The following is a 14,646-nucleotide window of genomic DNA, read 5'->3' as shown; positions in this document are numbered from 1 at the left end:
ATGGCTTTAAGTAATTATCCCTGGGCTGATTTTAGATCAACAAAAGCAGGAATTAAAATACATACTCTCATCATTTATGATGGAGATATTATGCCAGATAAAGTTGAGATTACTCCAGCTAAGTGTGCAGATAAAACCAGGATGGATAATCTAATTGTTCAGGATACAGATACTCTTCATGTCTTTGATAGAGCCTATGTTGACTATCAGAGTTTTGACAATTACTGTGATGCCGGTATTCTCTTTTTATCAAGGCTCAAGAGTAATGCTAAGATTGAGGTTCTAAAAACTAAAACTGTAATTATTGATGGCCAGGAAGTTAAAGATTCTACTGTTCTCCTGGGTGACAAAAAACAGGACAAACAGATGGAGAATATCTTGAGAATCTTAGAAATACCTGACAGAGAAAACCCTGGCAGTACAATTAGATTAATTACAAACGACTTTGAACATTCTGCAGCATTAATCAGCAGATACTACAGAGATCGCTGGCAGATAGAGATTTTCTTTAAGTGGATCAAACAGCATCTCCATGTTAAAGTCTTTTATGGACACAGTGAGAATGCTGTTAAGTCACAGATATTTACTGCTTTAATCAGCTTTGTATTACTTACTCTTTTAAAGAGAGAAGCCAATACAGATAAGAGTTTATTTAAAGTGCTTAAATATTTTAGAGCCTGTAAGTTTGAGAGTCTAAAAGCTTTTATCAGAAAGATAAATCGACCATCACGCTCATCTAAAGGTCGGAGAGTAATAGATTACGAAAAAATCTATCAGCTAACCGAAAGGCAGGTGATGGCAGGAGAAACAGAGCTTTTATATTCAACAGAATTCAATCCAGTAATTCTGTAAAAAGAACAAATATATTATGGTAAAATGTGGATAAAGGCTATCTCTTAATACTCCATTATCTCTTTTTCTAAAAAAAGGATAAGGTGGTGACTGAATATTCTGTAGATAGCATACTTTACCAATAACTCAAATTTGACAATGCTTAAATATTTTTATGCAATGCTAGTGAAATTATGTACATATACTGCCAGAAAAGTAATAAAAAAGCCCATGGTAAAACCAGAAAATATTTCTCCAAAAGGAGTCCGAGAAATTGGAACAGGCCCGGAAGTATATAAAATTCCAATTATAAATGAGATTACACCAATCATTAATACTATAACATCACTGTTTACATAAAGAAGTAAACCACTTACTACTGCCAGAAAAAAAAGAATAAAAATTATATTTTTTACAGTCTTCTTACCCAAATTATAATTTACAACTGCATTATGTTTTTCATAATTATAACCCTCTTTTTTTTCAGCTCTAAGATAATCCTGATAATTATTAACAGCTGTTGTTCCCATATCTACACAGAGTAAAGAAATAAAGAACAGGATAAAATTAAGTTTATTAAATTTTGAGTAATGATAGACAAGATATAAGTTTCCCAGTAAAAAGGGTGTAAAACTTGCAATTTTTGTCCTGATTTCTACAAGTTTTAAAAAAGCAGTTAAAGACACCTGTTTCACCCCTTATTATTTTCTACAAACTTATTTCTCAGCATCTGATAAACAAAATCGGGAACCAGTTCTTTAATATTACCATCAAAGTAGGCAGCTTCTTTAATCACACTCGAACTTAAAAATGCATATTTAGTATCTGTCATTAAAAATATTGTTTCAATTTCATCATCTAGATGTTTATTCATTGAAGCCATCTGGAACTCACCTTCAAAATCAGAAACAGCTCTTAAACCGCGTAATATAGCTTCTCCACCAACTGAATTAACATATTTGGTAGTTAAACCAGAAAAAGAATCCACTTTTACATTCTCATATTTATTTGTAGCTTTTTTTAACATTTTAACTCGCTCTTCCATTGTAAAAACAGGCTCCTTATTAGGATTACAAAATACCGAAACTATTACTTCGTCAAAAATGTTGGCAGCTCTTTCTACAATATCAAGATGTCCATTTGTCACAGGATCAAAACTTCCAGGATAAACTATTTTTTTGCTCATATTAACTACCCCTTATAATTTAGTTTAGTTTATAGATTGTTAATAATGAATTTCCATAACGTTTATTTTTTATAATGCTTAGTCCATTAAATTCTTCTGCCTTTTCAGTCCCTGATCTTTCACTAATAATTAACCCTTTTTCTTTCAATAAATTATTCTCAATAATTAGTCTCACAGCCTCAGCTGTCATTTCTTTTTCGTAGGGTGGATCCATAAAAATTAAATCATATTTCCGACTGCAGGTTTTCAGATATAAATAAACATCCTGCGTAAAAAGTTCAGCCTGCTCAAAAAGCTTAGCTTTTTTTAAGTTTTCTTCAATTATTTTAAGGTGAGATCTGTTTATTTCCACAAAATCTGCCTTTACTGCTCCTCTACTTAAAGCTTCAATACCAAGACTGCCAAAACCCGCAAATAAATCAAGAACTTCAGCACCAGGCAAATCAAAAGCAATAATATTAAACATTGATTCTTTTACTCGATCAAGAGTTGGTCGAACATCTCTTCCTTTTAGACTTTTTAATTTCAAACCACCAGCTTTGCCAGCAATAATTCTCATTAAATAACTCCTCCAAATATATTAAATCTTTAATTCTATTTTAGAAATAATTTTAGCCAAATTATTATATTTTTGCTGCCAATTTTCGTCTTTTACAATTTTTTGAGCTTCATCTCTTGCATCTACTAATAGTTTCTGATCATCAATTAAACTGGCTACTTTTAAATCATCAATCCCATGCTGTTTTGTTCCAAAAAATTCGCCCGGACCCCGCATTTTTAAATCCTCTTCTGCAATTAAAAAACCATTATTGCTTTTGCACATAATTTCCAGCCGATGAGAAGCATCCTCTCCAGGGGGGTTAGAAATTAGAATACAGTAGGACTGATGCCGACCTCGACCAACTCTGCCCCTCAACTGGTGCAGCTGAGCCAGTCCAAATCTTTCTGCATTTTCTATTACCATAATACTGGCATTACTGACATCTACCCCAACTTCAATTACTGTTGTAGCTACCAGAACATCAATCTCACCATCTCTGAATTTTTCCATAATTTCCTTCTTTTCATCTGCAGGAATCGAACTGTGAATTAAAGCAAGCTTATAATCTTTTAAAATTCCCGACTGCAGATCATTATATAATTCTTCTGCCGAGATCAACTCTGGCATTTCTTCTGATTTTTCAATTAAAGGACAAACAATATATGCCTGTCTGCCGGCTTCAATTTTTTCTTTTAAAAAAGCATAAATTTGTTTTCGTCTATTTTCTCGCCGCCAGAAAGTTGCAATTTTTTTTCTGCCGGGTGGCATTTCATCAATAACAGAGAGATCTAAGTCACCATAAATTAGCATTGCCATTGATCTGGGGATTGGTGTTGCTGTCATAATCAATAAATCAGGACTATCACCTTTTTCCTTCAGACTGTGACGCTGTTCTACCCCAAAACGATGCTGTTCATCAATTACAATCAAACCAGGGTTATTATAATTTAAACTTTCCTGAAAAAGTGCATGAGTCCCGATAATAAGATCTGTTTTTCCCGCCTCAATTTCAGTCTCAATTTGCCTGCGTTCAGAAGCCTTCACACTTCCTGTTAATAAATGAATATCATAATCAAAATCATTTAACAGCTCTTTAAAATTTAAAAAGTGCTGTTCAGCCAGTATTTCTGTGGGAGCCATAAATATTCCCTGAAAACCATTAGCTACAGTCTGCAGCAGTGCCAGAGCTGCTACCACCGTTTTACCTGAGCCAACATCCCCCTGCAGTAATCTGGACATAGTTTTTTTAGATTCCATATCTTTCCTGATCTCTGAGTAAACTTGTTTTTGCGCATCAGTCAGTTCAAAACCAAGTCCAGCCAGAAAATCCTGGCTTTCCTTTTCTTTAAACTGATGTTGAATCCCGACTAAATCATTATACTTTTTCTTTTCTTCCAGTGCATAAAGCTGTAAATAAAAAAATTCTTCAAAAGCCAGCCTTCTGCGAGAAATTTTTTGATGTTTCTCATTCTTAGGAAAATGCATTCCCAGAATAGAAGTCTTTAGATCCGGAAAATCCTCTTTTTTTCTAATTGAATCAGGCAGCTGATCTTTGAGTAAAGATGCGTAACTTTTTAAAGCATTGGCAATTACTCTCCTCAGCCGCCGCTGTGTTATTCCTTCAGTCAGCGAATATACAGGAACTATCCTACCTGTATTTAAGACTGATGCCTCAGATTCAAGTTTTTCATAAACAGGATTATTTATTTCTTTTCTTTTATATTTTCTCCAGTTTTTTTCGCTAATCTTACCACTAATAAGATATTTATCTCCTACGTTAAACTGATCACGAAGATAAGACTGATTATACCAGATTCCATTAACTACATCACTACCGTCAGAAAATGTTACCCGAAGTAGATCAAGATTATATCTTATTTTTTGATAGTCAATTTTTAAAACTTCAACTTTAAAATTAGCCTGTTCACCTACAGCTGTATACTTTATCTGACTTATCTGACTGCGGTCCTCATATTCTCGGGGAAAATAGTAAAGTAAATCCCTGACTGTTTTTATTTCTAATTTGGAAAGGCGCTCGGCCCATTTGGGCCCAACACCTTTAACAAATTGAACTTCATCTGAAAGTTTTAATTTCATTCTTCTAACAATTCTCCTCTATAAACAACAATCCCATAAACTAGAGGCCCGGTATGAGAACTTAACACAGTACCAATTTTATTTTCAAAAAGCTGGTAGCTAAAATCATTCTGAGCTTCTAATTTTGTCTCAAAGAGTCCTTTTAACTGCTGATAATTATCACTATCTTTACCATAAATATAAGCAAAATTAACATTATCACTATCTGCAGCAGCCTGTAAAGCTAAATCAACCATTTTTTGATTGGTTTTTTTATAACCCCGTATTTTCTCTTTTGGGGTAATTTCTCCCGCGGCAGCAGAGAGTTCCAGAATTGGATTGAAATTAAAAATACTGCCTAAAAAGGCCTGAGCTTTTCCAATTCTACCTCCCTTTTCCAGATAAGTCAGTTCATTAACTGTAAAATAAATTGTTAACTTTTCTCTTTCCTGCAGCAGAGTTTCTTTTATTTTTTCAATATTTTTACCCTCTTTTATCATTTTTGCAGCCAGCAGAACCATAAAACCAAGTCCTGAACTGGTCGATTTAGAATCTACAATCTCCACTTCTACAGCTTCCACCTGAGCAGCAGCAAGTCTCGCTGACTCACAGGTGCCACTTAAAGCAGAAGCTATATGGATAGAAATTATCTGATCATAGTTTTCTGCCAATTTTTCATAGCTATCAATAAAAAGACCAACAGATGGCTGTGAAGTAGTAGGTAACTCTGCTGCGGATTCCATCATTCCATAGAACTCTTCATTATTCAGATCAACTTTATCATAATAAGTATCTTCTCCAAAATGAACAGTTAACGGAACAATTTCTATTTGATACTTTTCCAGTATATCTGCTGATAAATCACAGGTGCTATCTGTTACCAGAGCAATCATCTTAACACATCCTATTCTAATGAAATTATAAAGGGATAAAGAGGTTGACCACCAGGATAGATTTCGATTTCATCAAAATCAAAATTTTCCTCCATAATATTTCTAATTTCTTCAGCTTCAGCCTCATCTATTCCTTCCCCATAATAAATGGTGACTAATTCTTCAGCTTCAGCAACTTTATTTAATAAATTAATTACTGTTTCTTTTTTAGTTTCATTACTTACTACGATATCGCCATCTTTAAGGCCAATATAATTATCTTTTTTAATTTCCAGGCCATTAACCTTAGAATCTTTGACAGCCTGAGTTATCTCCAATGTTTTTACATATTTAATTTCAGCTTCCATTATTTCTTTCAGTTCAGCTGGAGAAGCCTGATCATCAAAACTCATCAGAGCGGTAACTGCCTGTGGTATAGAACGAGTTTCTATAATTGCAATCTCTTTCTGGCTGAGCTCTGATACCTGTTTTGCTGCCGAAATTATATTTTTATTATTGGGCAGAATTATAATTTGTTCGGTGTTCATTTTTTCAACTATTTCTGCAAAATCATTGGTAGAAGGGTTCATTGATTGACCACCTTTAATTACATGGTCAACTCCCAGTTCTTTTAAAATATTAACTACTCCTTCACCATTGGCCACAGAGATAATCCCTATATTTTTATCTACATTAATTTCTGCCTCTGCAGCTGACTGAGCTTCAGCTTTGCTTTCTTGCTCATCAATATTCTCTGCTGCATCAGTCTGTTCTGGCTTTTGATCTGCAGAGATCTCAGAATTATTATCCACATGAAACTGAGAATGATCAAAATCAGCTTCACTCTCAAGCTTAACTTTTTCCTGATTCTGTTTTTTCATATTATCAATTTTGATATCAAAAACTTTACCTTTTTTTAATCCGTATTCTAATAAAACACCCGGGTGGTTGGTATGAATGTGAATTTTAATTATATCATCACTACCAACAACCATAATTGAATCTCCATAACTCTGCATATCTTTTCTAATCTTATCAATCATTCGATTAATATTATTTTTTCTGGTATCAATTTCAATTAATATTTGAGTACAGTAGGTAAATTTAATATCTTCTGCAATCTCAGCTCGTTTTTTAGTTTTTCCTGCAACAGCTGCAGCTTGATATTCTATTTTTTCTCCCTTTAAACCTTTAAGCATTCCCTCAAGTATTGTTAGATACCCCTGTCCACCCGCATCAACTACTTCTGCTTCTTTAAGTGCAGCCAGCAGCTCAGGAGTATGTTCTAATGATTCTTCTGCTGCTTCAATTGATATCTCAAGCAGTTCTACCAGATCCTGAGCAGATTCTACCTCTGCTGTAGCCTTCTCAGCAGTTTCTCTGGAAACAGTCAAAATTGTCCCCTCTACTGGCTTTAAAACTCCATGATAAGCAACCTCAGAAGCTTTTTTAAGTGCATCAGCTAAATCTCTGGTTTTCATTTTCTTTTTATTTTTCAGGGCCTGAGCAAAGCCTCTAATCAATTGAGAGAGAATAACCCCTGAGTTACCCCTGGCTCCCATTAAAGCCCCTTTAGACAGCGCTGCAGCCAATTCGGAGACACTCTTTGAGTTATTATCTTCCAGACTGGATACAGCCTCTTTAAAAGTTAAATACATATTTGTTCCTGTATCTCCATCTGGAACTGGAAAAACATTTAATGAATCAATAAAAGATTTCTGTTCTTTCAGCCAGTGTAATGATGCAAACATCATATCTTTAAATTGTTCTGCATCTACTGTAGTAATTTTTCCTTCATTATTAATTGGCATCGCCAACCCTCACTCCCCTTACATTAACATCTATAGTTACAACTTCAATTCCAACTTTATTTTCGAGGGTATAGCGAACTCTTTCCATTACGTTATGAGCTACTTCATGGATATTAGTTCCGTATTCAACAATAATATTTAAATCCAGATGAACTTTCTCTTCACTAATATCAACACCAACACCCTTACTAATATTGTCCCAACCCAAAAGATCTGCAAGACCATCCTGCATACTTCTAGAAGACATACCAACAAGACCATAACATTCCATAACAGCAAGCCCCGCTGTTTTAGCTATTACTTCTTCATCAATAACAATCTTACCAAGTTCATTTTTTAATTCTTTTTCCATTCTTTACACCTCTTTTCATACATAATTATTCTATCTTATATAAAGTCTCTATGCAAGAAATAAATTTAATGAGTTTATTTAAATCCTCATTTATTACTAATTTCAAGATAAATTAATACTTTCCTGCATTCCTAAGTCTATATTTTTTCTAAACTTACTTTAATTAACTTGCTAAAGACCGTTTATCTATGTTAAAATATAACCTGATGGAGATTTTATTTTGACACGCTCAATACAAATCTATCTATTTGTTGTAAAATAGAGATTTATGAGCCGATGATTTGTAATAAATAAGGAGGTGTTTTTCTATGTCCAGAGTCTGTGAAATTTGTGGTAAAGGTGGAAATACTGCCAATAGCATACAAAGACGTGGTAAAGCTAAGAAAAAAGGTGGAGTTGGACGTAACATCACCAGTTCTACAAAAAGAACTCAGCGTCCAAATCTTAAAAAAGTAAAAGCAATTGTTGATGGATCACCAAAAAGAATTAAGGTATGTACTCAATGTCTTAAATCAGGTAATGTCGAAAGAGCTTACTAATTAAGATTTAGATAACAAAGGGAGTAGAGCATTTTTAAAAATGCTCTACTCCCTTTAGTACTTTTTACAGCTAAATTACTTATTTAAACTCTTTAATTTTTTATTAATTTTATTTTTTAGTTCCTGATCGCTAATTTTTAATTCTGCTAGATTATTTTCGATAGCACTTCTGGCAACTGAAAAAGCAACTGTTGGAACTACTCTCTGGTCAAACGGATCAGGAATAATATATTCAGAAGATAAATTGTCTGCAGCTAAGTCTGCTATTGCCTCAGCAGCTGCAATTTTCATATCCTCACTTATTTCTGAGGCTCTTACATCAAGGGCTCCTCTAAAAACCCCGGGAAAGGCCAGCACATTATTAATCTGATTGGGATAATCAGATCTTCCAGTTGCAATTACTGCAGCTCCAGCCTTCAAAGCTTTTTCAGGAGCAATTTCAGGTGTAGGATTAGCCATTGCAAAAACCAGTGGATCAGCGGCCATCTCTTTTACCATTTCTGATTCTAAGATATTACCAACAGATAGGCCAATAAATAAATCTGCATCCTCAACAGCTTCAGCTAAACCACCTGCTAACTGATCAGGATTAGTCCTTTTTATTAACTCCTGCCTTAAAGGATCATACTGATTCAAATTAGAGGAATTCAAAATTCCAATTTGATCATTGATAATTAAATTTTCTGCTCCAGCATCTAGCAGTAGATTAGACACTGCTGTAGCAGCAGCTCCTGCTCCATTAACAACAATTTTTATTTCCTCTAATTTTTTATTAACAAGCTTTAAAGCATTGAGTACTGCAGCCAGCACAACAATTGCTGTTCCATGCTGATCATCATGAAAAATAGCCATATTAGTTTCTTCTTTCAATCTAGCCTCTATTTCAAAGCATTTAGGTGCCGAGATATCCTCTAAATTAATACCAGCAAAGGTAGGTTCCAGCAGTTTTACAAATTCAACAATTTCATTTACATCTTTTGTTCCCACACATAAGGGAAAAGCATCTACATTGGCAAATTCTTTAAATAAAACAGCTTTCCCTTCCATTACAGGCAGAGCAGCTTCTGGGCCAATATCACCCAATCCTAAAACTGCAGTTCCAGAAGACACAACTGCAACCTGATTTCCCCGGGCAGTATATTCATAAATTTTTTCTCTGTTTTTTTCGATTTCTCTACAGGGCTCTGCCACTCCAGGGGAATAGGCCAGGCTCAATTCTTCTTTATTTCTAACTCTCACTTTTGATTTAACTTCAATTTTTCCCTGGTGATCACTATGTAATTTTAATGCTTTCTGATAAATATCCATTTATAAACCTCCATTATTTCTCTACTCTCTACTCTATATTCTCTAATACATAAATTAAAAGTCCAGCTTCTAAACTTACTTCTGCCCAATCATTCTCAATCAGATTACTGATTCCTCTGCTTTTTGAACGTTCAATATCTTGAGATTCTAAATTGTATTTACAACCTCTAATGCTGAGGCCTTTAACAACCTTAGTCTGGGGAATTAAAGAAAGTCTAAATCCTTTTTTGTTATCAAACTGCTTTTTGCTGTCAATTAAGGCGATCTCATTTTTTTTAGAAATTATTCTTGCTTTTAGATTCAACTGATATATGTACTCCAATAAATTTAAATTAGCAAGCTGTTGATCTATTCTACCACCCAGAGCGGCAGTTAAGTACAGTTCTTCAAAGCCATTTTTTAGACAGTAATCAACTGCAATCTCACTATCAGTCTGATCCTTTTCAACTGGATATTCTATCATTTCTAGATCTTTTTTTCTATAAAATTTTTTGTTGTTTTTAGTTATAGAATCCAGATCCCCAATTATCAAATCAGGTAATATATTTAATTCCCTGGTTTTATTGGCTCCACCATCGACAGCTATAATTTTATCTATTTCTTGTTTTTTAATAATTTGTTTTAAATTATTTTTATCCAAATCCAGCTCACCATTCAAAATTAAAAGTACTCTTTTTTTAGACATCAGCAGCAATACTCCTCATTTCGGACAGTGTTTTGCCAGGATCAGCTGCTCCAAAAATTGCAGAACCAGCAACAATAATATCAGCTCCAGCTTTTACAATTTCTTTCAAATTGTAAGTTTTAATTCCTCCATCAACCTCTATTTTACAATTATAATTATTAGCTGCAATCATTTTATTTAATTTGTTTATTTTTTCTGTCATCTGGGGGATATAAGACTGACCACCGAAACCCGGGTTTACAGACATTATTAAAACCTGATCCAACTCAGGCAAAATATATTCCAAACTAGCTAAAGATGTAGCTGGATTGAGGGAAACTCCTGCTTTAATCCCCTGATCCTTGATCAGCTGAATTACGCGGTGGATATGATCTGTAGCTTCTAGATGAACAGTTAAAATATCAGAACCAGCCTCAGCAAAATCTTTTATATATCTCTCAGGTCTGGTAATCATCAAATGAGTATCAAAAGGAAGTTGGCTGTGTTTTCTAATGGAACTAATCAATCCCGGGCCAAAGGTAATATTGGGAACATAAACACCATCCATTACATCCAAATGTAGATAATCAGCATCTTTAACCAGCTGAATTTGATCTTTTAATTGACTGAAATCTGAAGCAAGAAGTGAAGGTGCAAATTCTGTTTTCATTAATATCTCCTCCCTTTTTCCTTTAATTCGTTATATAGTTGTTGATAACTCTGATATCTTCTGGCTGAAATTTCACCATTTTCTACTTTCTGCTGGACAACACAGCCCGGTTCATGCAGATGAGAACAGCCATTAAATTTACAGGCATTATTATATTCTGCAAATTCAGGAAAATACCAGGATAAATTATCTGGCTCAATTTCTAAATTGATTTTAGACATTGAAGAAAATCCAGGAGTGTCTGCAACCCAGCCTTTATTGGGCAGAGATATGAGTTCTACCATTCTCGTAGTATGGACTCCCTTTTTTAATTTTTTGCTAACTGCAGCAGTCCTTAAATCCGCATCCTCAATAACTTTATTTAAAAATGAAGACTTACCTGTTCCTGAAGGTCCAGTTAAAACATTAATTTTATTATTAAGTTTTTCAAATAATTGATTTAAATTTATATTTTTCTTAACACTAATAAAATCAAGCTGGTAGCCTGCTTCTCTATATTCTTCAAAATTATCTTTAAAACCAGCCTCTGCCTGATCAATTTTATTAATCACTATCAGCGGCTCAAAACCAGAACTTTCAACCAGAAGCAAAAAACGATCAAGCAGTGAAGCCGAAAAATCTGGATTTTTAACCGAATGCATAATAACAACCTGATCAACATTGGCAACTTTAGGTCTCTTTAATAAATTACTGCGGGGATAATAATCTTCCAGAATCTTATTTTCTTTATCAATTTCTACATAATCACCAGGATAAATCTTTTCTCTGATCTTACCTCTAATTCTACACTGATATATTTCTTTGTCTTGATCAGCGACAAAGAAAAATCCTCCTATTGATTTTATTAAAATACCTTTCATCTAAATTATCAGCCCCCAATACTTTCTGATTTTATTAATTGATCATCAAAATAAATCCTGATTTCCGTTTGTCCCTGACTTCTGATATCCCTGACTATATTATCACCAGGTTGATGTACTGCCTGATAAACTTGATCCTGACCATTATCATCTTCAACTACAATCCTGACCTCTCTATTTTCTGAGCCAGTAACATTTACCGAAATTCTATTTGAATGAAATTCTTTGCCAGAGTTTGATTCAGAACCACTGCTGATAACAAAATCTACAGCAATTCCTCGAGGTAAATATTCGCCAGCCCTTACACTTTGAGAAATAACATGTCCCTCAGCAAATCGGTTGGATGTTTCTACACTAACCTGACCAATATTTAAACCATTTTCTCTAATCATACTAAAAGCTTCTGACTGAGTCAGACCGGTTAAATCTGGCATTCTAACAGATATATCGCGTTCTCCCCGACTTACAAAAATGGTAACCTCATTCCCTTTTTCTACCTCAGCTCCAGCAGCTGGGATTTGATTAATCACAGTTCCAGGCTCTTCTGATAATCTGAATATATACTGGATGTCACCACTATTTAATGATAAATTATCTAATTCTATTAGAGCTTCTCGTAAAGAACTGCCAACAAAATCTGGGATCTCAATCAGCTGGGGACCTTTACTAACTGTAATATTTAAAGGTCGACTTTGTTTAACTCTTGCTCCAGCTGCAGGCTGCTGACTGACAATATGATTGGCAGCAATTTCTTCACTAAATACTCGCTCTTCATTTTCAACCAGGTTAAGTCCAACTTCTGAGACCATTCCTCTTGCCTCTGCCAGGCTTTCTCCCTCGATATCGGGCACTTCAACTACAGGAACATTTGTGTACTGATTAAAAAAGAAAATAACTCCACCAATAGAAATTATAAAAAATAGGATAACAGCTCCAATAATCATAAGTGGCCTCTTATATTTTTTAGCTTTATTTTCATCTTTTTCACTGTTGTTAACTTTATCAATTTTTACAGAACTAAGATCTTTAACAGCTTTATTTTCATTCTTATCCTTATTTTTATTTCTTAAAAGCTTTTTGTTCTTTTTAGTTTTTTCCTCTTTATCCTTATTCTCATCATTTTTTTTATCATCTTTGCCAGTGTTTTTTTTAGAATTATTTAGTAAGCTGATATCTGACTTCTTCATTACTCTGGTTTCATCAGCATCAAAGTCATTTTTCTTTTCTGGCTGCTTAGTCTTAGATTTAAGATGTTTTAAACAATAAGTAATCTGCTGTCTCATCTCATAAGCATCCTGAAAACGTTCTGCTGGATCTTTGGCAATTGCCTTCATAATCAAATCATTGACTTCTTCTGGAATATCTTTATTGATTTGTGAAGGTTCAACGGGCTTCTGCTGAATATGTTTTAAAGCAACTGAAATAGGACTTTCTCCATGAAAAGGTAATTCTCCAGTAGTCATTTCGTAAAGCACAACACCCAGTGAATAAATATCAGAGTAGGCTTTAATTTCTCCGCCTTTTGCCTGTTCGGGGGAAAAATAATGGGCACTACCAACTACTGTTTCAGTCACTCTAACTGTTGAATTACTAACGGCTCTTGCAATACCAAAGTCCGTAACTTTAACCTCCATCTCATCAGTTAAAATAATATTATGGGGTTTTATATCACAATGAACAATCTGATTACCATGAGCTACAGATAAAGCAGCAGCAATCTGCCTTGCTATCTCCAGTGATTCAACTATAGAAAGTTTTGACCTCTCTTTAATTATGTCCTTTAATGTTTTACCTTCCACTATTTCCATTACAAGATAAATTCTTTCTTCATCAACCACAATATCAAAAATACTTACCACATTGGGATGAGATAACCTGGCTACAGCCCTTGCCTCCTGTCTGAATTTGTCGATAAATTCAGCATCAGATTTATATTCTGGACGCAGCATTTTTAAGGCCACTCTTCTTTCTAACAGAGTATCTCGGGCTGAATAAACAATTGCCATTCCCCCACGGCCAATTTCTTCGATTATCTTATAACGGTTATTTAAAATCTTCCCCTGCATAAATTCACCTCTATTATCATTAAACAATAATTATTTTTCATTAAAATCAGCAACTATTAAAGTGACATTATCCAGGCCACCACTGGACAGAGCTTTTTTAAGCAGCTGTTCTGCTATTTGGTCAACTTTTTGAGTTTTTTTGAAAACAGATTCAATTTCATTTTTTCTAATCATATCTGTTAAACCATCAGTACATAACAATAGAAATTCATTATCAGAAATTCTAATTTCCCCTTTATCTAAATCCAGATCAGTCTCCAGACCTAAAGCCTGAGTAACAATATTTTTTTTAGGATGGTTAAAAGCTTCTGCTTCAGAAATTTCTCCCCGACGAATCAAATCGGCAACCAGAGAATGATCCTTAGAAATTTTGCTTAAATTGTCTTCTTTTTTATTATAAAGATAAATGCGGCTATCACCTAAATTAACATAATAAAGTTTATCTTGCTGAATTATAACGGCTGCAAAAGTTGTCCCCATTCCACTATAATTAGGATTCTGCTGACTCTTATTTATAATTTCTTGATTAATTTTATAAGTTAACTCGCTCAAACCATCTAGAGGAGAGGATAGGTCAAAATTAAAGTCAGAAGCATAATCTGCTGCCACCTGACTTGCGACTTCTCCTGCAGCATGTCCCCCCATTCCATCAGCAACCATAAAAAAGTTGATTTCTTCCTTAATAAAAAAATTATCTTCATTTGTACTGCGTTTATTTCCTTTATCACTTAAAGCTTTAAACCGCATTTTTCTCCTCCTTCAATTTCAGCTTCTATAGTCGTTTGTATAATGTCTAAGGCCCGAAATAACAGGGCTCTCGACATAAATTTTTGGTGACTTCCTCCTTAAGATATGGTATAATATAGTTAG

15 protein-coding genes are annotated in these 14,646 nt (G+C 34.2%); 2 read left to right on the top strand and 13 right to left on the bottom strand.

Annotation, left to right across the window (positions count from 1 at the left end; all coding sequences use genetic code 11):
• The coding region (locus C7958_RS14995) for an IS4 family transposase (RefSeq protein WP_111573480.1) at positions 1-852 on the top strand (852 nt) is incomplete at its 5' end.
• 152 nt (positions 853-1,004) lie between these two features.
• Here C7958_RS14995 and C7958_RS14990 read toward each other — a convergent pair.
• The 7 genes from C7958_RS14990 to C7958_RS14960 are packed head-to-tail and all read right to left on the bottom strand — an operon-like array spanning position 1,005 to position 7,669.
• On the bottom strand, positions 1,005-1,517 hold the full coding sequence (locus C7958_RS14990; protein WP_243834371.1) for a UbiA family prenyltransferase: 513 nt from the start codon (positions 1,515-1,517) through the stop codon (positions 1,005-1,007).
• Between the two features lie 5 nt (positions 1,518-1,522).
• On the bottom strand, positions 1,523-2,017 hold the full coding sequence (gene coaD, locus C7958_RS14985) for a pantetheine-phosphate adenylyltransferase (RefSeq protein WP_111573479.1): 495 nt from the start codon (positions 2,015-2,017) through the stop codon (positions 1,523-1,525).
• 19 nt (positions 2,018-2,036) lie between these two features.
• Positions 2,037-2,576, bottom strand: coding sequence for a 16S rRNA (guanine(966)-N(2))-methyltransferase RsmD (rsmD, locus tag C7958_RS14980; RefSeq protein WP_111573478.1), 540 nt, complete (start codon positions 2,574-2,576; stop codon positions 2,037-2,039).
• Positions 2,577-2,597: 21 nt separating this feature from the next.
• On the bottom strand, positions 2,598-4,655 hold the full coding sequence (recG, locus tag C7958_RS14975; protein ID WP_111573477.1) for an ATP-dependent DNA helicase RecG: 2,058 nt from the start codon (positions 4,653-4,655) through the stop codon (positions 2,598-2,600).
• Positions 4,652-5,527 carry a DegV family protein gene (locus tag C7958_RS14970; protein ID WP_111573476.1) on the bottom strand — a complete coding sequence of 292 codons (876 nt, stop codon included), beginning with the start codon at positions 5,525-5,527 and terminating at the stop codon, positions 4,652-4,654. Before C7958_RS14970 ends, recG begins: the two co-directional genes overlap by 4 nt.
• Positions 5,528-5,538: 11 nt before the next feature.
• Positions 5,539-7,317, bottom strand: coding sequence for a DAK2 domain-containing protein (locus C7958_RS14965; protein WP_111573475.1), 1,779 nt, complete (start codon positions 7,315-7,317; stop codon positions 5,539-5,541).
• Positions 7,307-7,669, bottom strand: coding sequence for an Asp23/Gls24 family envelope stress response protein (locus C7958_RS14960; RefSeq protein ID WP_111573474.1), 363 nt, complete (start codon positions 7,667-7,669; stop codon positions 7,307-7,309). The genes C7958_RS14965 and C7958_RS14960 overlap by 11 nt, the downstream gene beginning before the upstream one ends.
• A gap of 308 nt (positions 7,670-7,977) precedes the next feature.
• Between C7958_RS14960 and rpmB the strand changes: the two genes are divergently transcribed.
• Positions 7,978-8,208 (top strand): 50S ribosomal protein L28, encoded by a 231-nt coding sequence (gene rpmB / locus C7958_RS14955; protein WP_111573473.1) that lies wholly within the window; start codon positions 7,978-7,980, stop codon positions 8,206-8,208.
• 75 nt (positions 8,209-8,283) lie between these two features.
• Here the strand turns inward: rpmB and C7958_RS14950 are convergent, their stop codons facing one another.
• Genes C7958_RS14950 through C7958_RS14925 form a run of 6 tightly spaced genes read right to left on the bottom strand, consistent with a single transcriptional unit; the run spans position 8,284 to position 14,523 of the window.
• Entirely contained in the window at positions 8,284-9,516 is a 1,233-nt protein-coding gene (locus C7958_RS14950; RefSeq protein WP_111573472.1) for an NAD(P)-dependent malic enzyme, read from the bottom strand.
• Positions 9,517-9,544: 28 nt separating this feature from the next.
• Positions 9,545-10,201: a thiamine diphosphokinase gene (locus C7958_RS14945; RefSeq protein WP_111573471.1), complete on the bottom strand. Its 657-nt coding sequence runs from the start codon at positions 10,199-10,201 to the stop codon at positions 9,545-9,547.
• On the bottom strand, positions 10,194-10,850 hold the full coding sequence (gene rpe / locus C7958_RS14940; RefSeq protein WP_111573470.1) for a ribulose-phosphate 3-epimerase: 657 nt from the start codon (positions 10,848-10,850) through the stop codon (positions 10,194-10,196). The genes C7958_RS14945 and rpe overlap by 8 nt, the downstream gene beginning before the upstream one ends.
• Positions 10,850-11,710, bottom strand: coding sequence for a ribosome small subunit-dependent GTPase A (gene rsgA, locus C7958_RS14935; RefSeq protein ID WP_111573469.1), 861 nt, complete (start codon positions 11,708-11,710; stop codon positions 10,850-10,852). The genes rpe and rsgA overlap by 1 nt, the downstream gene beginning before the upstream one ends.
• Before the next feature lie 8 nt (positions 11,711-11,718).
• Positions 11,719-13,776: a Stk1 family PASTA domain-containing Ser/Thr kinase gene (pknB, locus tag C7958_RS14930; protein ID WP_111573468.1), complete on the bottom strand. Its 2,058-nt coding sequence runs from the start codon at positions 13,774-13,776 to the stop codon at positions 11,719-11,721.
• Positions 13,777-13,806: 30 nt separating this feature from the next.
• Positions 13,807-14,523, bottom strand: coding sequence for a Stp1/IreP family PP2C-type Ser/Thr phosphatase (locus C7958_RS14925; RefSeq protein ID WP_111573467.1), 717 nt, complete (start codon positions 14,521-14,523; stop codon positions 13,807-13,809).
• Between the last annotated feature and the right edge of the window lie 123 nt (positions 14,524-14,646).

The organism is Halanaerobium saccharolyticum (genome assembly GCF_003259895.1).
Classification (GTDB): Bacteria; Bacillota; Halanaerobiia; order Halanaerobiales; family Halanaerobiaceae; genus Halanaerobium; species Halanaerobium saccharolyticum_A.
The sequence above is the reverse complement of the archived record's forward strand: the minus strand, read 5'-3'. Positions and strand labels throughout refer to the sequence as shown.